The organism is Microbacterium sp. LWS13-1.2, from assembly GCF_040144835.1.
Taxonomy (GTDB): domain Bacteria; phylum Actinomycetota; class Actinomycetes; order Actinomycetales; family Microbacteriaceae; genus Microbacterium.
In genome coordinates, this window is record NZ_CP151632.1 from 122,013 (window position 1) to 143,543 (window position 21,531).

The 21,531-nt window shown below is 70.8% G+C and carries 23 protein-coding genes and 1 tRNA gene; 15 read left to right on the forward strand and 9 right to left on the reverse strand.

The features are described from left to right. Positions 1-26: 26 nt before the first annotated feature. The 4 genes from MRBLWS13_RS00555 to MRBLWS13_RS00570 form a co-directional block, all read right to left on the reverse strand. Entirely contained in the window at positions 27-1,418 is a 1,392-nt protein-coding gene (locus tag MRBLWS13_RS00555; protein WP_349427153.1) for a phosphotransferase, read from the reverse strand. Positions 1,419-1,503: 85 nt separating this feature from the next. Beyond that, entirely contained in the window at positions 1,504-1,740 is a 237-nt protein-coding gene (locus MRBLWS13_RS00560; protein ID WP_349427154.1) for a hypothetical protein, read from the reverse strand. A gap of 40 nt (positions 1,741-1,780) precedes the next feature. Next, positions 1,781-2,689 carry a hypothetical protein gene (locus MRBLWS13_RS00565; RefSeq protein WP_349427155.1) on the reverse strand — a complete coding sequence of 303 codons (909 nt, stop codon included), beginning with the start codon at positions 2,687-2,689 and terminating at the stop codon, positions 1,781-1,783. Positions 2,690-2,752: 63 nt separating this feature from the next. After that, positions 2,753-3,445, reverse strand: coding sequence for a phosphocholine cytidylyltransferase family protein (locus tag MRBLWS13_RS00570; protein ID WP_349427156.1), 693 nt, complete (start codon positions 3,443-3,445; stop codon positions 2,753-2,755). A gap of 195 nt (positions 3,446-3,640) precedes the next feature. On the opposite strand from MRBLWS13_RS00570, the gene MRBLWS13_RS00575 reads away from it, so the two are divergent. From MRBLWS13_RS00575 to MRBLWS13_RS00585, 3 genes are all read left to right on the forward strand, one after another. Further along, positions 3,641-5,149, forward strand: a complete 1,509-nt coding sequence (locus MRBLWS13_RS00575) for an ATP-binding cassette domain-containing protein (protein ID WP_349427157.1) — start codon at positions 3,641-3,643, stop codon at positions 5,147-5,149. After that, the gene (locus MRBLWS13_RS00580) at positions 5,125-6,690 is read left to right on the forward strand and encodes a hypothetical protein (RefSeq protein ID WP_349427158.1); all 1,566 of its coding nucleotides are present in this window, start codon (positions 5,125-5,127) and stop codon (positions 6,688-6,690) included. Before MRBLWS13_RS00575 ends, MRBLWS13_RS00580 begins: the two co-directional genes overlap by 25 nt. 75 nt (positions 6,691-6,765) lie before the next feature. Then, positions 6,766-7,032, forward strand: coding sequence for a DUF3039 domain-containing protein (locus tag MRBLWS13_RS00585; RefSeq protein ID WP_349427159.1), 267 nt, complete (start codon positions 6,766-6,768; stop codon positions 7,030-7,032). On the opposite strand, the gene MRBLWS13_RS00590 is transcribed toward MRBLWS13_RS00585, so the two are convergent. Continuing rightward, positions 7,018-8,412 carry a nicotinate phosphoribosyltransferase gene (locus tag MRBLWS13_RS00590; RefSeq protein WP_349427160.1) on the reverse strand — a complete coding sequence of 465 codons (1,395 nt, stop codon included), beginning with the start codon at positions 8,410-8,412 and terminating at the stop codon, positions 7,018-7,020. The two genes, MRBLWS13_RS00585 and MRBLWS13_RS00590, sit on opposite strands and share 15 nt — an antisense overlap. Positions 8,413-8,453: 41 nt before the next feature. Here MRBLWS13_RS00590 and murI point away from each other — a divergent pair, with 41 nt between their 5' ends. From murI to MRBLWS13_RS00610, 4 genes are all read left to right on the forward strand, one after another. Further along, positions 8,454-9,281 (forward strand): glutamate racemase, encoded by an 828-nt coding sequence (gene murI, locus MRBLWS13_RS00595; protein WP_349427161.1) that lies wholly within the window; start codon positions 8,454-8,456, stop codon positions 9,279-9,281. Between the two features lie 26 nt (positions 9,282-9,307). Beyond that, positions 9,308-10,063: a ribonuclease PH gene (gene rph, locus MRBLWS13_RS00600; RefSeq protein ID WP_349427162.1), complete on the forward strand. Its 756-nt coding sequence runs from the start codon at positions 9,308-9,310 to the stop codon at positions 10,061-10,063. 83 nt (positions 10,064-10,146) lie between these two features. Then, positions 10,147-10,749 carry an RdgB/HAM1 family non-canonical purine NTP pyrophosphatase gene (gene rdgB / locus MRBLWS13_RS00605; protein ID WP_349428944.1) on the forward strand — a complete coding sequence of 201 codons (603 nt, stop codon included), beginning with the start codon at positions 10,147-10,149 and terminating at the stop codon, positions 10,747-10,749. 94 nt (positions 10,750-10,843) lie between these two features. Continuing rightward, a complete protein-coding gene (locus MRBLWS13_RS00610; RefSeq protein WP_349427163.1) occupies positions 10,844-11,755 on the forward strand; it encodes a cation diffusion facilitator family transporter in 912 nt (303 codons plus the stop codon). A gap of 63 nt (positions 11,756-11,818) precedes the next feature. On the opposite strand, the gene MRBLWS13_RS00615 is transcribed toward MRBLWS13_RS00610, so the two are convergent. Continuing rightward, on the reverse strand, positions 11,819-14,518 hold the full coding sequence (locus tag MRBLWS13_RS00615; RefSeq protein ID WP_349427164.1) for an ATP-dependent DNA ligase: 2,700 nt from the start codon (positions 14,516-14,518) through the stop codon (positions 11,819-11,821). Between the two features lie 71 nt (positions 14,519-14,589). Here MRBLWS13_RS00615 and MRBLWS13_RS00620 point away from each other — a divergent pair, with 71 nt between their 5' ends. After that, positions 14,590-15,516, forward strand: a complete 927-nt coding sequence (locus MRBLWS13_RS00620; protein ID WP_349427165.1) for a Ku protein — start codon at positions 14,590-14,592, stop codon at positions 15,514-15,516. 27 nt (positions 15,517-15,543) lie between these two features. Here the strand turns inward: MRBLWS13_RS00620 and MRBLWS13_RS00625 are convergent, their stop codons facing one another. The 3 genes from MRBLWS13_RS00625 to MRBLWS13_RS00635 form a co-directional block, all read right to left on the reverse strand. Then, entirely contained in the window at positions 15,544-16,329 is a 786-nt protein-coding gene (locus MRBLWS13_RS00625; protein WP_349427166.1) for a VTT domain-containing protein, read from the reverse strand. Positions 16,330-16,373: 44 nt separating this feature from the next. After that, a tRNA-Leu gene (locus tag MRBLWS13_RS00630) sits at positions 16,374-16,455 on the reverse strand. Positions 16,456-16,525: 70 nt separating this feature from the next. Next, positions 16,526-16,732: a PLDc N-terminal domain-containing protein gene (locus tag MRBLWS13_RS00635; protein WP_349427167.1), complete on the reverse strand. Its 207-nt coding sequence runs from the start codon at positions 16,730-16,732 to the stop codon at positions 16,526-16,528. 105 nt (positions 16,733-16,837) lie between these two features. On the opposite strand from MRBLWS13_RS00635, the gene MRBLWS13_RS00640 reads away from it, so the two are divergent. Genes MRBLWS13_RS00640 through MRBLWS13_RS00670 form a run of 7 tightly spaced genes read left to right on the forward strand, consistent with a single transcriptional unit; the run spans position 16,838 to position 21,394 of the window. Continuing rightward, positions 16,838-17,986, forward strand: coding sequence for an ATPase, T2SS/T4P/T4SS family (locus MRBLWS13_RS00640; RefSeq protein WP_349427168.1), 1,149 nt, complete (start codon positions 16,838-16,840; stop codon positions 17,984-17,986). Next, the gene (locus MRBLWS13_RS00645) at positions 17,983-18,843 is read left to right on the forward strand and encodes a type II secretion system F family protein (protein WP_349427169.1); all 861 of its coding nucleotides are present in this window, start codon (positions 17,983-17,985) and stop codon (positions 18,841-18,843) included. The genes MRBLWS13_RS00640 and MRBLWS13_RS00645 overlap by 4 nt, the downstream gene beginning before the upstream one ends. Continuing rightward, positions 18,840-19,769, forward strand: coding sequence for a type II secretion system F family protein (locus MRBLWS13_RS00650; RefSeq protein WP_349427170.1), 930 nt, complete (start codon positions 18,840-18,842; stop codon positions 19,767-19,769). Before MRBLWS13_RS00645 ends, MRBLWS13_RS00650 begins: the two co-directional genes overlap by 4 nt. A 31-nt stretch (positions 19,770-19,800) precedes the next feature. Then, positions 19,801-19,989, forward strand: coding sequence for a hypothetical protein (locus MRBLWS13_RS00655; protein ID WP_349428945.1), 189 nt, complete (start codon positions 19,801-19,803; stop codon positions 19,987-19,989). Between the two features lie 28 nt (positions 19,990-20,017). After that, entirely contained in the window at positions 20,018-20,428 is a 411-nt protein-coding gene (locus MRBLWS13_RS00660; protein WP_349428946.1) for a TadE/TadG family type IV pilus assembly protein, read from the forward strand. A gap of 52 nt (positions 20,429-20,480) precedes the next feature. After that, the gene (locus MRBLWS13_RS00665) at positions 20,481-20,951 is read left to right on the forward strand and encodes a TadE family protein (RefSeq protein WP_349427171.1); all 471 of its coding nucleotides are present in this window, start codon (positions 20,481-20,483) and stop codon (positions 20,949-20,951) included. After that, positions 20,948-21,394, forward strand: coding sequence for a pilus assembly protein TadG-related protein (locus MRBLWS13_RS00670; RefSeq protein WP_349427172.1), 447 nt, complete (start codon positions 20,948-20,950; stop codon positions 21,392-21,394). The genes MRBLWS13_RS00665 and MRBLWS13_RS00670 overlap by 4 nt, the downstream gene beginning before the upstream one ends. The last annotated feature ends 137 nt before the right edge of the window (positions 21,395-21,531 follow it).

A 21,531-nucleotide genomic window follows, 5' to 3' on the forward strand; every position in this document is an offset into this window, starting at 1 on the left:
CGTCCGAGCGCGGGCTCTCGCGAAGCTCAGGCCACCGGGGCCGGACGCTCGACGAGCCGCGAGATCGCCCGCAGCGGGATCGCGACCCACGTCGGCCGGTTGCGCGCTTCGTAGATCGCCTCGTACACCGCTTTGTCGAGTTCGAGTGCGGCCAGGAGCGGATGCCGGGGGTCGAGGTCGTTCCCCGAGGTCGCCGCATAGCCCTCGACGAACGCCGCTCGCGCACTGAGAGCCCAGGCCCTCACGGCATCGGCCGACCGCTCGGGATGGTCCAGGCGCAGCGACCCGGCGACGTAGTCGAAGGAGCGGAGCATCCCCGCGACATCCCGCAGCGCGAAATCGGGCTGTGTGCGCTCGGCCATCGGCCTGAGCGGTTCCCCTTCGAAGTCGACGACCACCCAGCCGCGGTCGGGGGAATGGAGCACCTGGCCGAGGTGATAGTCGCCGTGTATCCGCTGCAGCGGCGGCCAGGGCACCTCGAGCGCGCGACGGTACACCGCTGTCGCGGCATCCCGCTGGCCCGCGATCTCGGGCACCTCCGCCATCGCGATCGCGAACCGACGTTCCCAGGTCGCAGCGGTGGCATCGCGATCGGCTGCAGTCGCGGTCCGCGTGGGGAAGCACTGCGACAGCGCGACATGGACGTGGGCTGTCGCAGCGCCCAGGGCGCGCGCCGCGTCGCGGAAGTCCTCGCCCTTCGCCGCGGCGAGGAGTGCGACCCGCCACGCATCGTCGACGCCGGGCAGGTACTCCTGGGCGAAGGCGAGCGAGCCGCGCACGCTGCCATGTGCCGTGGCGAGGTCGGGCCACGTGCCTTCGATCGACCCGATGGTCCGCGGCACGTAGGGCGACCCGGCGCGCGCCAGGGCCTCCTGCAGCTCGATGTCGGGATTCAGCCCGGCGTGAAGCTGCCGGTACACCTTGCAGATCACGGGGGTGCCGACGCCCTCGTAGATGAGCGACGTGTTGGACTGCTCACCGCTGATCACCCGGGCCGTGGCCTCGGCCGGTGCGCCGCCGAGCGCGGCCACGCGTCCGATCGCGGTCGTCTGCGGTCCACGGGCCGTGCCGCCGCGGGCGATGAGGCGCAGGAGCGAGTTGGCGTAGGCGGGGTCGAACGGGCCGTCGATGAACGTCGTGCCAGGCGCGGGGCTGCCGATGATGTGGTCGGGGTCCGCGTCCACGGTCTCGGTCGCTCGCTCGACGACGGGGATCTGGTACAGCACCGCGGGAAGGGCCCCCTCGTCGGCGACCAGGAACGTGCGGATGCGGGCTCCGCCCGCTGTCTCGGCGGGGTCGTCGGGGTCGGCGGTGAGGTCCCACCACGACACCAGGCGCAGGCTCGGCGGACGCCCTTTCGCGGCGTACCACCGCTGCCGCGGCATCCACGCCGCCAGGCACGCCAGGGTGCTGTCCATACCTGTGAGCGTATGCCCGGGACGGCCGGCATGTCGAGGTGGGCGTGCAAGCGCTTGCAGTGTGCGCCGTGGCAACGGGCTCGGGCTACGCGTCCTCGCCCGACTCCTGCGACTCGGCGATCTCGATGACGGGCGCCACGGGGATGATGATGGACTCGACGGCCGGAGCGGCGCCGAGCCCGAGATCGCCGACACCGAGGCCGCCGAGATCGACGGCGGCGGCTTCGGACAGCCGCTCCGCCTGGCTGTCGGTGCGCTCGGGCTCGGAGGGCAGCCCTGCCCATTCGGAGGGTTCTTCTGGAAGCTGGCTGAACAGACCCATGACGCCATTCTCACCCCGCGCGAACGCGGGCAGGATCACATCAGTCGGCGGGCGGAGCCTCGATCTCGGGCCTCCTGCGGCGTACGACGTTGCCGACCGCCGCCGTCCCGCGGGTCACGCCGCCGATCACGAAACCTCCGGCGCGACGGATGCCGCGACCGGCGAGGCGCTCCACGCGGTCGGCGCCGGGTCGGGGCTCGAGTTCCGGCGGCAGCTGGAGCGGCGGCGCGCCGAACGCGCGCCGGGAGCCGACGAGGACGCGGCGCCCCAGGATGTTGTTGCCGGCGCCGCCGATCGCGGCGCCGATGCCGAAGGGCAGCGCCTTGCCGATCCATGACGCGCCGCCGCGAGCCGCGAACTGCCGGATGAACGTCGACTTGAGCCGGTCTACGAGCGGGCCCACTGCGGCGCGGGGGAGCGACTTGGTGACGAGCTCGCCCCAGTATCCGGCACGGCTCGGACCGCGTCCGGCCGCCTGACCGGCCAGCTGCGCGACGAGGTCGACGCCTTCTTTGCCCAGCATGAGGGTCAGCACCAGCGCCCGCGCGCGGTCGGGATCCGAGACGGGGATGCCGTGCACCTCGGTGACCGACTGGGCGAACAGGGTGGTCGCCTCGAGGAACGCCACCGTCTCGACGCCGCTTAGCGCGAGGGTGACTCCCGTGCCGATGCCGGGGACGACGGCGGTCGCGCCGACCGCTGCGCCGCCGGTTGTCACGGCCGCGAGGTAGCGGCGCTCGAGGATGCGGACGATGTCGGCGGGGGAGGCATCCGGATGCCGCAGGCGGATGCTGCGCAGGTGCGCGAGCACGACCGGCCGCTGGATCGACAGCACGCGGTCGAGCGCGCGGACGGTGAACGGGTGCTCGTCCGACCCGGTGGGCGGCAGACCTCCCTGCCACGGCGAGTCGCCGGGCAGCGAGTGGATGCGGTGGACCTTCTCGCTCATCGCGCCGAGTCTATGCGCCCGGATCCGGGCGTCGGCCCGGGTTGACAGGCGAGCGCTGAGGGGTCAGACGTACAGGTTCGCGCGCTCGAGGTCTTCGGCGAAGTCCACCTCGACGGCGTACAGGTCCGAGATGTCGAGCGGTTCGAGCAGCACGCCGTCCTCGGCGATCGCGAGCTCGAGGCCGCGCTCGAAGTAGTCCTGGTCGTCGACACGCGTCAGGTGGCGCATGAACGCCTTCTTGTCGCGGCTCGAGACGTAGTTGATGCCCACGGCCTCGCCGATGCCGCCCTTGACGGTCTTCGAGAGCTCCTTGATGTGGCCCTCCGGCGTGACCGTGTACTTGACCTCTTCGTCGCTCACCTTCGAGGTATTGACGGTGACGAACGACTGGTCGCGCTCGATGAGCTCGATGGCACGGCCCAGGACGCGCGGGTCGAAGACGACGTCGCCGTTCATCCAGAGCACGCCTCCCTTGCCGGTCTTCGCGAGGGCGCGAAGCAGGCTCTTGGACGTGTTGGTCTGGTCGTAGCGGTCGTTGTAGACGTAGTCGACGTGAGGGAAGGCCTCGACGATGGTCTCGGCACGGTAGCCGACGACGGTGGTGATCCGGGCGTCATTGCCGAATGCCGCGCGGATGTTGTCGTGCTGCTGCTGCATGATGCTGCGGCCGTCGTTCAGCTCGGTGAGCGGTTTGGGAAGGCTGCGGCCGAGACGCGAGCCCATTCCGGCTGCGAGGATTACGGTCTGAAGGGTCAAAGTCTTCTCCTGAAGTACGCGATTCACTGCCGGTTCACCGGCGCGACACCCCTTCGTGCCGGGTCCATGCTATCGATGACCCCTGTGAAGGTGCAGAATGATGGGCTCCCGTTGCCGATTCGTGACATAACGCGAATGCCGCGACGCGGCGACACGGACTGCCCCACCATCAGGACCGCTTGATACGTTGGTTGGGTGACAGCCTCCCTCCCGGTGCCGAATGACATCGATCCGGAAGAGCCGGACCGTCACTCCGCTGCGAGCGTGATGCGCCTCGCCGAAACGGTACCGCCGGCTCCCGACAAGCCCCGCCGCCCGCCGCGCAAGCCTCGCTCCGACAAGGACGCCCCGCGAAAGAAGCGCGCTCCGCGCAGTGCCGAGCCGCAGCCCGATCCCGGCCCGCCGCCGCCGCTTCCGAGCGATCTGGAGCTCGCTGCGAGCGCTGCCGCCGGGATCGTCGTTCCGCCGCGCCCGCCCCTTCCGCAGGTCGCCGACGTGCCGTCGGCCGATGCCCGACCCGCCCCCGCGGCGGAGCCCGAAGCGTCGCCCCAGCCCGCTCCCGAGGCCGCGACGGCACCCTCCGAAGCGACGCAGGTCGCAACCGCGCCCGAGGTCGCCTGTTCGACCGAGTCGAGCTCCGACCCCGCGCCTCTTGCCGATTCGGTCGCGGTGGTCGAAGCTGAGCCCGTGGTCGACTCCGCACCCGTGGCCGAGCCCGCGGCTGCGGTCGAGCCCGCTCCCGAGGCAGTCTCCGAGCCTGCGCCCGCGGCGTCTGCCCCCGTGGCGATCGCCCCCGTGGCTCCCGAGCCGGTGGCCGAGCCCGAGGTCGAGCCGACACCGACGCCGCTAGCTGCGGACGCCGCGGCGGACACCACGTCTGCCGTCGACGGGGCGCCGGCCGCGGCATCCGTCCTCCTCGACACGCCGCCCCTTCCCGCGGCCGCCGGCGATGCGCTCGTCCTCCGCGGCGTCACAAAGCGCTTCGGCAGCACCCACGCGGTCGACGGCATCGACCTCACCGTCCCGGCCGGCACGTTCTACGGCCTCGTGGGGCCGAACGGAGCAGGCAAGACCACCACGCTCTCGATGATCGCCGGTCTGCTCGAACCGGATCGCGGCACGATCCACATCAGCGGAGTGGATGCCGCGGCCAAGCCGCTGGCCGTCAAGCGACTGATGGGGGTGCTGCCGGATCGACTGCGCACGTTCGACCGGCTGACGGGGCGTCAACTCCTCTACTACTACGGGGTGCTGCGGAAGCTGCCTCCCGCAGTCGTCGAGAGTCGCACGGCCGACCTCGCACGCGCATTCGACCTCGAGGACGCCCTCGGCCGCAGCGTGTCGGACTATTCGGCCGGCATGCTCAAGAAGGTCATGCTCGCCGGCGCACTCATCCACTCTCCGCGCCTGCTCGTCCTGGACGAGCCGTTCGAGGCCGTCGACCCGGTCTCGAGCGCGATCATCCTCGACATCCTCTCGACGTACGTCGCCCACGGCGGCACGGTGATCCTGTCCAGCCACGGCATGGACCTCGTCGAGCGCGTCTGCACGCGTGTGGCGGTCATCGTCGCCGGCCAGGTGCTCGCCGAGGGCACCGTCGCGGAGGTGCGCGGCGAGCTGACGCTGGAGCAGCGTTTCGTCGAACTCGCCGGAGGCCTCAGCGACGTGGAGGGTCTCGAGTGGCTGCACACGTTCTCCGACTGAGGATCGCACTGCTGTTCGGCGCACTCCGCGGGGACGCGGGGCACGTCGTCCGCGTGGTGGGCGCGCTGCTGCTCCTGGTCGCGGCGACGGTCGCGGCCTGCTGGGGACTCCTGACGCTGCGGGATGCCGCCACCGAGGAGGCGCTGGCCGTCACCGTCCTCGGCGGCTCGGCGGTCACCTTGGGCTTCGCGCTCGCCCCGCTCTTCGGAGCCGTCGACGATCCGCTGGATCCCCGGCGGTTCGCGCTGTTCGGTCTGCCGCGCGGCGGTCTCGCCTTCGTGCTCGCCGTCGCCGGACTCATCAGCGTGCCGATCCTGGTCCTCCTCGCCGTGGCGGTCAGCGCGGCGATCGTGTGGGCAGACCACGGCGTGCCCGTCGCCGTCGGAGTCGTGAGCGTGGTCCTCGGCGTCCTGACCTGCGCGCTGCTGGCGCGCGTGTGCATGGCGCTGGCGTCCCTGTTCCTGCGCGACCGGCGTTCGCGTGAGCTGTCGGGCGTGTTCGTGCTCGTGGTGCTCGTGGTGGTCGTCCCGGTCGGGGTGTTCCTCGCGTCGCTCGAATGGCAGGGCACCGTGCCGACACAGCTGCTCGAGGCCGTGGACGCGCTGGCGCTCACACCGCTCGGCGCCGCGTGGGCACTTCCGGGGATGGCGGCGGTCGGCGGCGATGTGTGGATGCCGGCTCTCATCGCCGTCGGGACGGTGCTCGTGCTGGCGCTGCTGTGGGCGTGGGCCGTCAGACGGCTCCTGACCACGACCGAGCGGCCCACGACCGGCCGCGCGCGCGGCGGCCTCGGATGGTTCGGCGTGGCACCGGGGACGCCCGGCGGCGCGATCGCGGCGCGCAGTCTCATGTACTGGTTCGGCGATCGCCGGTACGTGGTCAACGGCCTGGTGATCCCTTTCGCGGCGGCCATCACCGTCGTGCCGCTGCTCATCGCCGGTGTGCCGCCCGAGCTCGTGGCGCTCGTGCCGGTGCCGTTCGCCGCGCTCTTCCTCGGCTGGCTGCCGCACGACGACGTCGCGTACGACTCCACGGCGGTGTGGATGCACATCGCGAGCGGCGTGCGGGGTGTGTCGGACCGCGTCGGTCGCCTGGTGCCCGTGCTGCTCGTGGGCGTGCCGCTGCTGGCGGTGGCCATCCCGGTGGCGACCTCGCTGCACGGACGGTGGGCGGTGCTGCCGGCTCTCACCGGCGTCTGCGCCGCGCTCTTCCTGTCGGGTCTCGGCCTGTCGAGCATCTCGTCGGTCGTCGCTCCCTACGCGGTGGCGCGCCCCGGCGAGAGCCCCTTCCAGCAGCCGCAGCGCACGACCGCTGTGGGTGCGCTGGCGCAGGGCTCGGTGATGCTCGGGGCCCTGGTTCTCTCGGCGCCGGTGCTCTGGTGCGGCTGGCTCGCCCTCCATGGCGACCCGGAGGCCACCGACATGGCGCTGTGGGGCGGCCTTGCCATCGGGTTCGGCGTGCTCGTCGTCGGCGTCACCGTCGGCTCGATCGCGTTCGAGCGTCGCGGTGGACGGCTGATGGAGTTCGCCGAGTCGACCTGACGCCGGCCCGTTCGACGAACTCCGAGTCGCCAGGACGGGCCCGGCGGGGGTCGGCCCCGACTACACTGGCAGACCATGAGCACCCCGCTGGACAGCCCTGATCAGGGCGGCATCGCGACCCTCGATCGCGAGCTCGAAGAGCTCCTCAAAGAAGAGAACATCGAACCGGGTGACCACGAGCGCTTCTCGCATTACGTCAAGAAGGACAAGATCCTCGAATCGGCGGTCACCGGCAAGCCGGTGCGGGCACTGTGCGGCAAGAAGTGGACGCCGGGTCGCGATCCCGAGAAGTTCCCGGTCTGCCCGACCTGCAAAGAGATCTACGAGTCACTCGGCGCCTGACGCCACAGTCGGCTGAGCGATCGCCGCGGCTGCGGACGCGTCGGCGTAGACCGTCGGGATGGCCGGGTCGGAGCGACTGAGCGCGAGAGCGCGCACCGGAAGCTCCTCGCGCACCCGGGCGTGATGTGCACGGGCGGCCTCGACGCCGGCCGTCCCTTCGAACGCGGCATCCGGTTCGCCGTCGGTCACCAGCGGAACCTGCAGCGCACGCGCCGCCGGGTGCGACGCGGCGGTGTCGAGCGCTTCGAAGCCATCCGAGACGACGATGAGCTCGCTCGTGGCCGTGCCTTCGTCCAGCGTGCGGAACGCCGCTTTGCGGCCGCCCTTCGATCCCTTGTCGGTCGAGGCCTTCGCCACGCCGACCCACCCGCCGTCGGAGTCCTGACGCGCGACGAGCTTGTAGACCATGCCGGCGGTCGGCGTGCCGGAACCCGTCACCACCGACGTGCCCACGCCGTACGCATCGACGGGAGAGGCCGCGAGCGCGGCGATCGCGTACTCGTCGAGATCGCTGGTCACCGTGATCCGGGTGCCGGTCGCGCCCAGCTCGTCGAGCTGCGCGCGCACCTCGGCGGCCACCGTGGGCAGATCGCCCGAGTCGATGCGCACGCCGCCGAGGCCGGTGCCCGCGATCCGCACGGCCGTCTCCACACCGCGGCGGATGTCGTAGGTGTCGACGAGGAGCGTCGTGCCGACTCCCAGCGCATCGATCTGCGCGCGGAAGGCGTCCTCTTCGCTGTCGTGCAGGAGCGTCCACGAGTGCGCGGCGGTGCCCATCGTGGGGATGCCCCAGCGGCGTCCCGCCTCGAGGTTCGAGGTCGCGGCGAACCCGACGATGTATGCCGCGCGGGCCGCGGCGACGGCCGATCTCTCGCCCGCCCGCCGGGAGCCCATCTCGGCAAGGGGCCGGTCGCCGGCGGCGACGCTCATGCGGGCGGCGGCGGTGGCGATGGCGGAGTCGTGGTTGAGCACGCTCAGTGCCAGCGTCTCGAGCACGACGGCCTCTGCGAACGTGCCCTCGACGGTGAGGATGGGGGAGCCCGGGAAGTAGAGCTCGCCCTCGCGATAGCCGGTGATCGAGCCGGTGAACCGGTAGCCCTCCAGGAATTCGAGGGTGGCGGCATCCACCACCTTCTCGTCGCGCAGGAACCGCAGTTCTTCGTGGTCGAAGCGGAAGTCGCGGATCAGCGACAGCAGCCTGCCCGTGCCGGCGACCACGCCGAACCGTCGTCCGGCCGACAGTCGCCGGCCGAACAGCTCGAAGACGCAGCGGCGCTCGGCGGTGCCGTCGCGCAGGGCCGCGTCGACCATCGTGAGCTCGTAGCGGTCGGTCAGCAGGGCGGTCGAGGCGCCCCCTCGCGAAGCGTGCCCGTGGGTCATGCGGGCCAGCCTAGTGAGCGCCTGGCGTAGGCTGGGGCATCGTGAACGACGCGCCGATCGGAATCTTCGACTCCGGAGTCGGCGGTCTCACCGTCGCACGGGCCGTCTCGGCGCTGCTTCCCCAGGAGTCGATCCTCTACATCGGCGACACGGCGCGTTCGCCGTACGGCCCGAAGCCGATCGCGGACGTCCGCCGCTACGCGCTCGAGGTGCTCGACGAGCTGGTGGCGCAGGGCGTGAAGATGCTCGTCATCGCCTGCAACACCGCGTCGGCCGCCATGCTGCGCGACGCCCGCGAGCGGTACGACGTGCCGGTCGTCGAGGTGATCAACCCCGCGGTGCGCACCGCGATGTCGACGACCCGCAACGGCCGTGTCGGCGTCATCGGCACGGCCGGCACGATCTCGTCGGGGGCGTACCAGGACATGCTCGGCGTCAACGAGCAGCTGACGGTGTTCGCCCAGGCGTGCCCCCGTTTCGTGGAGTTCGTCGAGGCCGGCGTCACCGGCTCGCCCGAGGTGCTCGCGGTCGCCGAGGAGTACCTCGCACCGCTCCGCCACGCCGGCGTCGACACCCTCGTCCTCGGCTGCACGCACTACCCGTTCCTCGAGGGCGCGATCAGTTATGTGATGGGACCCGACGTGAGTCTCGTGTCGAGCGACACCGAGACCGCGAAGGACGTCTACCGTCAGCTGGTCTCCCGTGACCTGCTCGCGGGTTCGGATGCCGAGCCCCAGCACGTCTACGAAGCCACCGGCGCGTCCGCCGACGAGTTCCTGCGCCTCGCGCACCGGCTGATGGGCCGCGAGGTCAGCTCCGTGCGACTGGTCCAGACCGGCGCCATCGATCTGCCGACGCGCCTCGGCTGAGGCATCCGTACCTTCAGAGGAGAGAAATGACCGATATCACCCGTGCCGACGGCCGCACCATCGACCAGCTGCGTCCCATCACGATCGAGCGGGGCTGGTCGAGCCAGGCCGAGGGTTCGGCGCTCATCTCGTTCGGGAACACGAAGGTGCTCTGCACAGCGTCGTTCACGAACGGCGTGCCGCGATGGCTCAACGGCAAGGGCAAGGGCTGGATCACCGCCGAGTACGCGATGCTGCCGCGCGCCACGAACGACCGCAACGACCGCGAGAGCGTCAAGGGCAAGATCGGCGGCCGCACCCACGAGATCTCCCGGCTGATCGGCCGCGCTCTCCGCGCCGTCGTCGACACGAAGGCACTCGGTGAGAACACCATCGTCATCGACTGCGACGTCCTGCAGGCCGACGGCGGAACGCGCACGGCCGCGATCACCGGCGCGTACGTGGCGCTCGCCGACGCCATCGAGTGGGGCCGCCGCAAGAAGTTCATCGGCCAGAAGTCGCAGGTGCTCTTCGACTCGGTGTCGGCCGTGTCGGTCGGCATCATCGACGGCGAGCCGATGCTGGACCTGGCGTACGTCGAGGATGTCCGTGCCGAGACCGACATGAACATCGTGGTGACCGGCCGCGGACTGTTCGTCGAGGTGCAGGGCACCGCCGAGGGTGCGCCGTTCGACAAGCGGGAGCTCGACGCCCTCCTCGAACTCGGCGTCAACGGCTGCGCGGATCTGCGCACCCACCAGCTCGCCGCGCTCGGCGAGGGAACGGCCGAGGGCGCGGCGTGACCGCTCACCCCGACGACATGGCGGAGGCGATCGCCGAGGTGGAGGCGGAGACGGCTGCCGCGGGTACCGACGTCGCCGGAGCCGTGAACCAGATCGTGCTCGCGACCCACAACCGTCACAAGGTCGAGGAGTTCCAGGCGATCGTGGCGGCCACGCGCCCGGACCTCGTCGTGGTCGCCTACGACGGCCCCGAGCCGGTCGAGGACGGCGTCACCTTCGCCGAGAACGCGCTCATCAAGGCCCGCGCGGCGGCCGAGCACACCGGCCTTCCCGCGCTCGCGGACGATTCCGGCATCTGCGTCGACGTGCTCGGCGGTGCGCCCGGCGTGTTCTCCGCCTACTGGGCAGGGCACGCGAAGGATGCCGCGGCGAACCTCAACCTGCTGCTGGACCAGCTCTCCGACATCCCGGATCCGCACCGCACGGCGCAGTTCGTCTCGACGATCGCGTTCGTCGTGCCCGGCGACGCGTCACGCGAGAGCGTCGTGGAGGGCGTATGGCCCGGACGCCTCGCCACGGCGGCATCGGGTGAGGGCGGCTTCGGCTACGACCCGATCTTCATCCCGGACGGCCAGGGGGCCGACACCGAGCGGACCGTCGGCGAGTGGACTTCGCTCGAGAAGAACACCGCATCCCACCGCGCACGCGCGTTCGCGGCGCTCGCACCGCTGCTCGCGGAGCTGTGAGCCGCGCCAGGGCGGGCTGCGATTGAGAATCACGATCATTCCCGACTAGCCGGAACGGCGGCCGGCGGCGGCCGCTCGGGCTTAGCCTGGGCGCATGCACGATCACGCGCAGACCGGGATCCGCGGGGCCGGCAACCGCCGTCTCCTCGGCATCTCGCTCGCGATCACCTCCACCGTGATGGTGGTGCAGATCGTCGGCGCGGCGCTGTCGGGATCCCTCGCGCTCTTCGCGGACGCGGCTCACATGTTCACGGATGCCGCAGCCCTCGTGATCGCGCTCGTCGCGAGCACCGTCGCCGCCCGCCCGGCCAACGACCGCCGCACGTTCGGCTATCAGCGCGCCGAGGTGTTCGGCGCCCTGGTCAACGCGATCATCCTCATCGTGCTCTCGGCGTGGGTCGCGTTCGAAGGCATCTCGCGACTGCTGGACCCCGGCGAGGCCGAGATCGCCGGCGGTCTGATGCTGGTGATCGCCGTCGTCGGGCTCGTCGCGAACGCGGTCGCCATGTGGCTGCTCAGCGCGGCGCAGCGGCACAGCATCAACGTCCGGGGTGCCTATCTGGAGGTGCTCGGCGATCTCTTCGGCTCGGCCGCCGTGATCGTCGCAGCGATCGTCGTCATCACGACGGGGTGGGATCAGGCCGACGCGATCGCGTCGCTGCTCATCGCGGCGATGATTGTGCCGCGCGCGATCGGGCTGCTCCGCGAAGTCGTGTCGGTGCTCGCCGAATCGGCCCCCGAGGGCACGCATGTCACCGAGATCCGCGACCACATCCTCGCCACCCCGAGTGTCGTCGCCGTGCACGACGTCCACGTGTGGCAGCTGACCCGCGGCGCGCTGGTGTTCACCGCCCACGTCGTGGTGGAAGACGCGGCCCTCGCCGACGGCCGGGCGGCCGGGATCCTCAGCGGGCTGCAGAGCTGCCTGTCGCAGCATTTCGACGTCGAGCACTCCACGTTCCAGCTCGAGCCCGCCGGTCACGTCGAGCACGACGCGCACGCCTGAGCGCGGCCCGTCATCTCGCCGGCGCCTGTCCAGAGCCGGCAACCGCTCAGCGACCGGGGGCGCTCAGTCCTCGCGCCGCACCTCGTCGGGGCTCTTGTCGGGGCGGAGGCCGCGCCACCGTGGGTGGCGGAGGATGCCGCCGGGGGTGAACTCGCCGTACTCGACTTCGCCGACGAGCGCCGGCCGGACCCACAGGGCATCGCGGGCATCGAGCGGCGGCACGCCCACGAGCGGGTTGGCGTCGGTGCGCAGCGGCAGCAGCTTCTTCATGAGGGTCGCGAGGGTCGAGTCGCTGAAGCCGGAGCCGACGCGACCCGCATAGCGCAGCCCCGCCTCGTCCGGGATGCCGAGCAGCAAAGACCCGAAGGTGTTGCTGCGACCGCCTTTCCCGGGGCGGATGCCCGCGATCACCACCTCCTGCGTGCGGGTGATCTTGACCTTCAGCCATGACTCGGACCTGCCTCCGCGCAGGTACCGCGAGCCGGGATCCTTGACGACGATCCCCTCGAGTCGCAGTTGGATGCTCGTGTCGAGCGCCGCATCGACGTCGTCGAACACCGGCGGGATAACGATCGCGTCGACGGATGCCGCCGCCACCGCTTCGAGCACGTCGCGCCGTTCGCGCAGCGGAAGGTCGGCGAGGTCGTCGCCGTCGTGCGAGAGGACGTCGAACAGATAGTAGCGCACGGGCGTCCGTCGGGCTTCTCGGGCGATGTCGCCCGCGCGCTCGAGGTTCATGCGCGTCTGCAGCAGCGGAAAGCTGGGACGACCATCGGGCTCGAGCGCGACCAGCTCGCCATCGAGCACGGCGTGCTCGTCGCCGAGGCCGGCGTCCACCGCCGTCAGCTCGGGATACCGATGGGTCACCTCGTTGCCGCTGCGCGCGAAGAGCCGCAGCCGATGGCCGTCCCACACGCCGACGGCGCGGATCCCGTCCCATTTCATCTCGACCCAGGTCTCGCCGGTGCCGTCTTTCGCAGCCCACGCACGGGCCGCCGCACGAGCCGTTCCCGGAGTCGCGGGCGAGGCGAGCATCGGCCGGAGGTCGGCCATCGGGACAGTCGACACACTCTGCGAAACGTCATTGAACTTCCGGTTCACACGGGACTGAGGCAGGGAATCGGGGCCTGACCGGGGTTCGATGCTGGTGGGTGAACCGGAATTCACGTGGGGTTCGGTGGTGGTGTGTGAACTGGAGTTCACGTCGGGTTCGGTGGTGGTGTGTGAACCGGAACTCACATGCCCTTTTCGGGGAGGCTCCTCGCTTCGGCGCGGGGACCGGGACGCCGCTCGCTGCGCCGGGCTGTGGGGCTCGTCGGCTTGGGGAGTGGGCTCCACGACGGTGCCGTCCGGCTGCGGCCGGCCGTCGGCATCCGTCTTCATCCGGTGCAGCAGCCAGCTCGACTTCTCGCCCTCGCCCTCGGTGCGGATGAGCGCGAGACGTACGCGTCCGAGCGGCCCGCCCGGCCGCCCCTCGAGGGTCGCGATGATCTCGTCGTCGCGCCACTTCTCGAGGTCGTAGCGGCCGTCGTCCCAGATCGTCACGGTGCCGCCACCGTACTCACCCGCGGGGATCGTGCCCTCGAAGCTCGCGTACTCCATCGGGTGATCCTCGGTCATGACGGCGAGGTTGTTCCGCTTGTACGAATGCGGGACACCGCGGGGGACCGCCCAGCTCACCAGCACGCCGTCGCGCTCGAGCCTGAAGTCCCAGTGCAGGCGGCTCGCGTGATGCTCCTGAATCACGAAGCGCGGCCGATCACCCGACGGGGTGGCCCCCAGCGGATTGGCGGGCACCGGCTCGGGGGTGCGCTGCGCGCTCCGCTTGGAGATGTAGGCCGACAGGGGTCCGGACTCGGCCTCGCGCCCGCCGGCGTGGAAGCCGAGCGCCGCCATCGGATCGCCGATGGACTCGATCCGCTCGAGCACCTCCGTGAAATCGAGGTGGCGCAGCTGCGGGTCGGCGAGCTCGTCCCACGTGCGCGGCGCGGCGACCGTGGGGTGTGCGCGGCCACGCAGCGAGTACGGCGCGATCGTCGTCTTCGACCCGTTGTTCTGGCTCCAGTCGATGAGCACCTTGCCGTGGCGCTCGCTCTTCTTCATGCTGCTGACGACGAGGTCGCGGTGATCCGCCTCGATCGCGCGGGCGAGCTCGTTCGCGAGCGCGGACGCCTGCTCGGTCGACTGGCCGGGCGGCAGCGCGGTGTACAGGTGGATGCCCTTGCTGCCGCTGGTGACCGGGTACGGCTCGAGTCCCATGTCGGCCAGGATGCCGCGTGCCCAGCCGGCGACCACGGCGCACTCCGGCAGGCCCACGCCGGGGCCGGGATCGAGGTCGAGCACGAGGCGGTCGGCGGGCCCACGTCCGCCGTCGGGCGCGAAGCGCCACTGCGGCACGTGCAGCTCGAGGCTCGCCACCTGCGCGAGGTAGACGAGCGTCGGGATGTCGCCGACCAGCGGATACTCCTTGGTGCCGGTGGAGTGGGGGATCGGCATCCGCTTCACCCACGACGGAGCACCGCGCTCGAGGTCCTTCGCGAAGAAGACCATGCCGGGGTCTTCCTCGGTGCCGACGCCGTCCGGCCAGCGTTTGCGGGTCACGGGACGCCCGATGACGTGGGGGATCAGCACCTCGCCGATGCGCGAGTAGTAGTCGATGACCTCGCCCTTGGTGGTGCCCGTCTCGGGATAGAGCACCTTGTCGAGGTTGGTGATGCGCAGGCGCCGGCCGCCGATGCGCACGAGCTGCTCCTCTCCCGCCATGGCCACAGAGTATCGGCGACGAGAGGCGCAAGGGGTGGCCCGGTGTCGGCGCACTGGTGTTCACTGGTGTGGTGAGAGCGATCTGGAAGGGTGCACTGACGTTCGGACTCGTCAACGTGCCGGTGAAGGTGTACTCGGCGACAGAGGACCACGACGTCTCTCTGCATCAGGTGCACAACAAGGACGGCGGTCGCATCCGCTACCAGCGGGTGTGCGAGGTCGACGGCGAGGTGGTGCCGTACTCCGACATCGACAAGGCGTACGACGACGGCGAGAAGACGGTCGTGCTCACCAAGGACGACTTGGCGTCGCTCCCAGCGGAGAAGAGCCGCGAGATCGATGTCGTCGAGTTCGTGCCGAGCGAGCAGATCGACCTCCTGACGCTCGATCGCGCGTACTACCTCGAACCGGATTCCGCGTCGCCGAAGGCGTACGTGCTGCTGCGCAAGACGCTGGAGCAGACCGACCGGACCGCGATCGTCCGGTTCTCGCTGCGACAGAAGACCCGGCTGGCAGCCTTGCGCGTGCGCGGTGAGGTCCTCGTGCTGCAGACCCTGCTCTGGGCCGACGAGGTTCGCGAAGCGGCGTTCCCGGCGCTGGATGAGAGCGTGCGGATCTCGGCCAAGGAACTCGAGCTGTCGGCATCCCTCGTCGAGAGCTTCTCGAGCGACTTCGACCCCGAGGAGTTCACCGACGAGTACCAGCAGGAGCTGCGCACCCTCATCGAGGCGAAGCTCGAGAAGGGCGACGCGCTGGACACCACCGAGACCTTCGGCGAGCAGGAGGAAGAAGAGGCAGGCGGCGAGGTCATCGACCTCATGGCGGCGCTGCGTGCCAGCGTTGAGAAGTCCCGTGCGGCTCGCGAAGGCGGCGGATCGAAGGCGTCGGACAAGAAGGATGCCGGGGCCGACGACGAGCCGGCGGCGAAAGCACCCGCCAAGAAGCCCGCGGCGAAGTCGTCCGCGAAGAAGCCCGCCGCCAAGAAGAAGGCCTCCTGACGGTACAAGCCGCAGGTCGCCTCCGGGTCAGGCCTTCGGGGCGCCATCCTCGTGGTGCTCGGGGCCGCGATCGAACACCTCGGGATCGAGCACGAGCGCCTCGGCCTCGCTGTGGTCGGTGACGACGTCCTCACCCGCCGCGGCAGCCTTCTTCGCCTTGCTGCGCTCGCGGAAGTAGTGCCACAGCGTCACAAGCGCCGTGCCGCCGACCGCGGCGAGCAGGATCAGGTCGATGTAGTTCTCGACGAAGGTGGCGACCGGCGGGATGAACCCGATGGCGTAGCCGAACATCGTGAGGCCGAAGCCCCACAGCACCGCGCCGATGAAGTTGTAGAGCGTGTACTTCCACTTGTTCATGTGCCCGACGCCCGCGGCGACCGGGGCGAAGGTGCGCACGATCGGCACGAAGCGGGCCAGGATGATGGTCAGTCCGCCGAACCGCTCGAAGAACGCGTTCGTGCGCTCGACATTCTTGACGCTGAACAGACCGGATTCCTTCTTCTCGAAGACCGCCGGGCCGCCCTTGTGGCCGATGTAGTAGCCCACCTCCCCGCCGAGGAAGGCGGCGAGACCGATCAACAGCGCCACCCACCACACGCTGATGCCGAACACGCCGTTCGGCGCATACGACTGCGGATGCGACAGCAGGCCCGAGATGACGAGGAGCGTGTCGCCCGGGAGGAGGAATCCGATGAGCAGGCCCGTCTCGGCGAAGACGATGAAGCACACGGCGACGAGCGCCCAGGGGCCCGCCCATTCGATGATGGCGGCCGGATCCAGCCAGGGGATCAGCGCGGAAGGAACAGCGTGCACGGTGGTTTCCCGTCGTCAGTCGGCGGAGGATGCGAGAACTCGCGTGCGGAAGGTGGGACTTGAACCCACACGCCCGAAGGCACAGGAACCTAAATCCTGCGTGTCTGCCGATTTCACCACTCCCGCAAGTGGCTCTCAGTCTACTGAGGGGACCGGGAGTCGGCTGTGGGGCTGACCCCCCGTTTCGCGGCGGAGATCAGCGGCGGATGCCGAACAGGAAGTAGCTCGCCGGTCCGATCCAGTTCACGAGGATCGCGGGGATCCACGCCGCCTTCGGTCCGCGCACGTCGTCCGCGTCTCGGTGGGAGAGATCCCAGAACGCCAGGAACGCGAACGCCACCTGCACGAGGCCCAGAACGCCCAGGCCCGCCTTCGCCGCCGGGGCCAGTTCCGTCTTGGTCATCATCGTCGTCCTTTCATCGGTGCCTCCATCCTGCCCCTCGGTCGCGGCGACCGCATCTGTGGATAACTTTCGGCTGGCTCCGGGTCGAATTGCGAGGATGCTGACGTGACCTCCTCGAGCGCTCCCGTCGCGACCCTCGTGGCCGAGCGGGTGCGCGAGAGACTGCGCGCCGAACGGTCGGATCCGACCCGCGACCCGGAGTTCGCGGCGCAGGTCGCGCGCGCCGAGGTGCGCCGGCACAACGACTTCGCCCTGGCGCGCGGGCTGGCGCCGGTCGACGACGAGACGGCCTGCGTGCGGGAGGTGCTCGCCGCCGTCGCCGGGTTCGGCCCGCTGCAGGCGTACCTCGACGATCCGACCGTCGAGGAGGTCTGGATCAATGCTCCTGATCGTATCTTCGTGGCGCGGGCGGGAGTCGCAGAGCGGGTGCCGCTGATGCTGACCGACACCGCCGTGCGGGACCTCGTCGAGCGGATGCTGCAGTCCAGTGGTCGGCGCGTCGATCTGAGCCAGCCCTTCGTCGACGCCTCGCTGCCCGATGGCAGCCGCCTGCACGTCGTCATCCCTGACATCACGCGGCGCCACTGGGCGGTCAACATCCGCAAGTTCCTGCCGGCGTACCGCGACCTCGGTCGCCTGGTCGCCGCGGGATCGATCGCTCCCCGGGCCGCCGCCCTGCTGCGCGATGCGATGATCGCCGGGCAGTCGGTCCTCGTCTCGGGTGCGACGCACGCGGGCAAGACGACGCTGCTGGGCGCGCTCATCGCGGCGTGCCCGCCGGAGCATCGCGTCGTGACGGTGGAGGAGACGTTCGAGCTCGCCGTCGCGGCACCCGACCTCGTCTCGCTGCAGGGACGCCAGCCCAGCCTCGAAGGGACGGGCGAAGTCACGCTGCGGCGTCTCGTCAAAGAGGCGCTTCGCATGCGTCCCGACCGTCTGGTCGTCGGAGAGGTGCGCGACGCCGAGGCGCTCGACCTCCTGCTGGCGCTCAACACCGGCGTGCCTGGTGCGGCGACCATCCACGCGAACTCGGCACGCGAGGCGCTCGGCAAGCTCGCCGCGCTGCCGCTGCTCGCGGGGCGCAACATCGACGCGAGCTTCGTGCAGCCGGCGGTCGCGGCATCCGTCCACCTCGTCGCGCACTGCGAGCGGGACGCCGGGGGCGCGCGGCGCGTCGTGGAGATCGTGGCACCTACCGGTGTGGCGGACTCCGTCATTACGGCTCGCACGCTCTACCGGGCGGACGCCCCGTGACGTTCGTCTGGGGTGCAGTGCTGGCAGCCGGGGTCCTGCTGGTGCTGTCACCGTGGCTGTGGCCCGCGGACTTCCGCCGTCGCCCCGGCACGGCCCGCCGCGGCCGGATCGCCCGCCTGCTCGAAGACGCGGGAATGTCCCGCACATCGGTCGCCTCGGTCGCGGTGGTGGCGGGTGTGTGCGCTGTGGTCGCGGCCGCGATCGCGTGGCTCGTGGCACCGGTGGCCGCGCTGGCCCTCGTTGCGGCAGTCGCGGGAGCGATCGCCCCGTTCGCGTGGCTGCGTGCGCGGCGTTCGAAGCTCCTGCGCACGCGGCGCGGGCTCTGGCCCGACGTGTGCGATCTGCTCATCGCTTCGGTGCGGGCGGGGATGTCGCTTCCTGACGCGGTGGCGAGCCTCGCCGATTCCGCACCCGCCGAGCTGCGGCCGGCATTCGCCGGGTTCGCCCGCGACATGTCGGCGTCGGGTCACTTCGACTCCAGCATCCAGCGGCTCAAGATCAGCCTCGCCGATCCCGTCGCCGACCGCATCGTCGAAACGCTGCGGATGGCACGGCAGGTGGGCGGCACCGAGCTCACCTCGGTGCTGCGGGCGCTTGCCGGCTCGGTGCGCGCGGACGCGGCCCTGCGTGCCGAAGTCGAATCGCGGCAGTCGTGGATCCGCGGAGCGGCGGTGCTCGGTGTGGTCGCACCCTGGGTGATCCTGGCCCTGCTGGCGATGCGTCCGGAGGGAGCCCGCGCGTACGGCAGCCCCGGCGGCATCGTGCTGATCCTTGTCGGTGCGGCGGTGTCTCTGGTCGCGTACCGGCTCATGATCCGGCTGGGGCGCCTTCCCGAACCGCGGAGGTGGTTCGGGTGATCGCCACCGGGATGAGCGACCTCGCCTTCGCCGTCGTGCTCGGCACCGCCCTCGGGGTGGGCGTGTGCCTGCTGATCTCGCTCGCGCCGCGATGGGGCGCGCCGAGCCTGGCCCGACGGATCGCGCCGTACATCCGCGATGTGACAGACCCACGCGGTCTCGATGTCGTGGCACCGGGCGGCGGATCTCCGTTCACCTGGTCCGCGTTCGCGCGCGGGCGGCTTGCGCGTCTGGCCGGCGGTGACGCAATCCTGGCACGACGCCTGCACCGCGCAGCCTGGACGATCGATGCCGCACGATTCCGCAGTCGTCAGCTCGGCTGGGCGATCGCGGGCCTCGGGGTCGGCGGCGGTGTCGTGGTCGTCCTGATGCTCGCCGGACGCGGATCACCCGTCCTCGGCCTCCTGCCGCCCGTCGCGGCGGTCGCGGCCGCGCTCGGCTACGACGCCTGGCTCACTCACGCCGCTCAGGCGCGCGCCGCGCGGATCGAGGAGGAGCTCCCCACGGTGCTGGAGTTCCTCGCGCTCTGCCTGTCGGCAGGCGAGGGCATCCTGGACTCGCTCCGGCGTGTGAGCGAGGTCGGCGCGGGGGAGCTCACCAGCGAGCTGCGGGGAGTCGTGATCGCCGTCGGCACGGGTTCGCCGCTGTCGGAATCGCTGACGCGGCTGGCTGCGGGACTCGAGATCCCGGCGCTGACCCGTGCCATCGACCAGCTCGTCGCCGCCATCGAACGCGGCGCCCCGCTGGCGCATGTGCTTCAGGCGCAGGCGCTCGACGCGCGTGAGGACGCCAAGCGCGCGCTCATCGAACGCGCGGGCCGGAAGGAGATCTACATGCTCTTTCCACTCGTGTTCCTGATCCTGCCGCTGAGCGTCCTGTTCGCGGTGTTCCCCGGGATCTTCATGCTTCGACTCGGACTCGGCTGACCGGCCGGAAGGAGAAATGATGAAAGCACGGATGCAGCGCCTCACGGCTCGGCTTCGCGGTACGTGGGACGACCTCGCGGACGACGAGCGGGGTGACGTGCCCGGGTGGGTCCTGATCACGCTCATGACCGCGGGACTAGTCGTCGTGATCTGGGCCATGGCCGGCCCCGCGCTCGCCGATCTGTTCGAGCAGGCCATCAGCCGCGTCTCCGGGCTCTGACGCCGTGCACGGGTCCGTGGCCAGGACGATGCGGGTCGTGCGCTCGCGGGTCGCCGCGGACGTGTGCGACGACGCCGGTGCGAGCCCGGTCGAGTTCGTCCTCGTCGGCACGCTCCTCACCGTCCTGACACTCGGCGTGCTGCAGTTCGGACTCGCGGTGTACGTGCGCAACGTCGTGCACGACGCGGCCGTCGAGGGCGCCTACCATGCCGCGCTCGCCGACACGACGCTCGAAGAAGGCGCACGCCGCACGCGCGAGATCGTCAGCCGCACGATCGGCGGCGAGTACGCCGCCGATGTCGCCGTGGGGGAGACGTCGGCACTCGGCCAGGAGACGGTCGAGATCCGCGTCGCCGCGACGCTGCCGCTGATCGGCTTGCTCGGCGCGCCGCGCTTGCTGGAGGTGACGGCGCATGCGCCTGTCGAGTCGTTCGACTGAGGCCCGAGGGGCGGGGTGCCGCCGCGGCGGCACCGTCGATGCGAGGGCCGGTGTGAGGTCGAGCCGCGACGGGCAGAGCCCGCCGACGGCGTCCGATGACTCCGAAGCAGGCTCCGCGGCGCTCGAGTTCATCCTGGTGGGACTGCTGCTCCTCGTGCCCCTGGTGTACCTGGTGGTGTCGCTGGGACTCATCCAAGGTCAGAGCCTCGGCGCCGAGGCCGCGGCCCGCCATGTCGCGCGGGCCGTATCGACAGCGGTCGACGCGGAGGACGCCCGCGCCCGCGCCGATGCCGTGATCGCCGCCGTCTCCGACGAGTACGGGCTCGACGACGTCGACCTGTCGATCGAGTGCACGCCCGCGGGGACGACCTGCCCGCGCGCCGGCGCGACTCTGCACGTGAGCGTCCGGACTGTGGTGGCGCTGCCGCTCGTGCCGCCGGTGCTCGACCTCGACCGCATCGCCGCGATACCGATCGAGGCGGCGGCCGCGCACAAGGTCTCGCGATTCTGGAGCGAGCGATGAGGGCCCGGCTGCGGGCGTGCGCACGCGATCGCGACCCGCTGGGCGACGACGAGGGCAGCGTGCTGATCCTGACCCTCGGCTACGCGGTGCTGGCGATCGCGGTGATCCTCGTCTGCACCGCCGCGACCAGTCTCTATCTCGCGCAGAAGCAGCTCGACGCGGTGGCGGATGCCACGGCTCTTGCCGCCGCCGACGGCTTCGAACTCTCCATCGTCAGCGGTGAGCCCCTCGCGACGCTGACCGATGCCGGTGTGCACCAGGCGGCTGCGGCGATGGTGGGCCAGATCGGAGAGGATGCGCGGCTCGTTTCGGCGGCGACTCCCGACGGCGTCTCTGCGCGTGTCACGGTCGCCGGGCAGTGGCATCCGCCCATCGTCACCGTGTTCGTGCCCGACGGCGTGGCGCTCGAGGCGACCGCGACGAGTCGCACGGCGCTGCGCTAGTGCCACAGGGTGACCGGTAGGACATCCGAAATCGTGATGGATGCCGCACCCTCGCTCCGCTACAGTGAGGCGAGTCGGTGCCGCGGCACCCCGATCGGAAGGAGGACCACGATGGCTGTCTTCGTCACGCCCTGTGT

Coding starts and splice junctions, on each gene's coding strand:
- MRBLWS13_RS00610 (WP_349427163.1), top strand. CDS start 10,844: ATGCACGATCACGCGCAGACCGGGATCCGCGGGGCCGGCAACCGCCGT.
- MRBLWS13_RS00565 (WP_349427155.1), bottom strand. CDS start 2,689: ATGAGCGAGAAGGTCCACCGCATCCACTCGCTGCCCGGCGACTCGCCG.
- rph (WP_349427162.1), top strand. CDS start 9,308: ATGACCGATATCACCCGTGCCGACGGCCGCACCATCGACCAGCTGCGT.
- MRBLWS13_RS00555 (WP_349427153.1), bottom strand. CDS start 1,418: ATGGACAGCACCCTGGCGTGCCTGGCGGCGTGGATGCCGCGGCAGCGG.
- MRBLWS13_RS00560 (WP_349427154.1), bottom strand. CDS start 1,740: ATGGGTCTGTTCAGCCAGCTTCCAGAAGAACCCTCCGAATGGGCAGGG.
- MRBLWS13_RS00670 (WP_349427172.1), top strand. CDS start 20,948: ATGAGGGCCCGGCTGCGGGCGTGCGCACGCGATCGCGACCCGCTGGGC.
- MRBLWS13_RS00655 (WP_349428945.1), top strand. CDS start 19,801: ATGCAGCGCCTCACGGCTCGGCTTCGCGGTACGTGGGACGACCTCGCG.
- MRBLWS13_RS00635 (WP_349427167.1), bottom strand. CDS start 16,732: ATGACCAAGACGGAACTGGCCCCGGCGGCGAAGGCGGGCCTGGGCGTT.
- MRBLWS13_RS00590 (WP_349427160.1), bottom strand. CDS start 8,412: ATGACCCACGGGCACGCTTCGCGAGGGGGCGCCTCGACCGCCCTGCTG.
- MRBLWS13_RS00660 (WP_349428946.1), top strand. CDS start 20,018: ATGCGGGTCGTGCGCTCGCGGGTCGCCGCGGACGTGTGCGACGACGCC.
- MRBLWS13_RS00585 (WP_349427159.1), top strand. CDS start 6,766: ATGAGCACCCCGCTGGACAGCCCTGATCAGGGCGGCATCGCGACCCTC.
- MRBLWS13_RS00615 (WP_349427164.1), bottom strand. CDS start 14,518: ATGGCGGGAGAGGAGCAGCTCGTGCGCATCGGCGGCCGGCGCCTGCGC.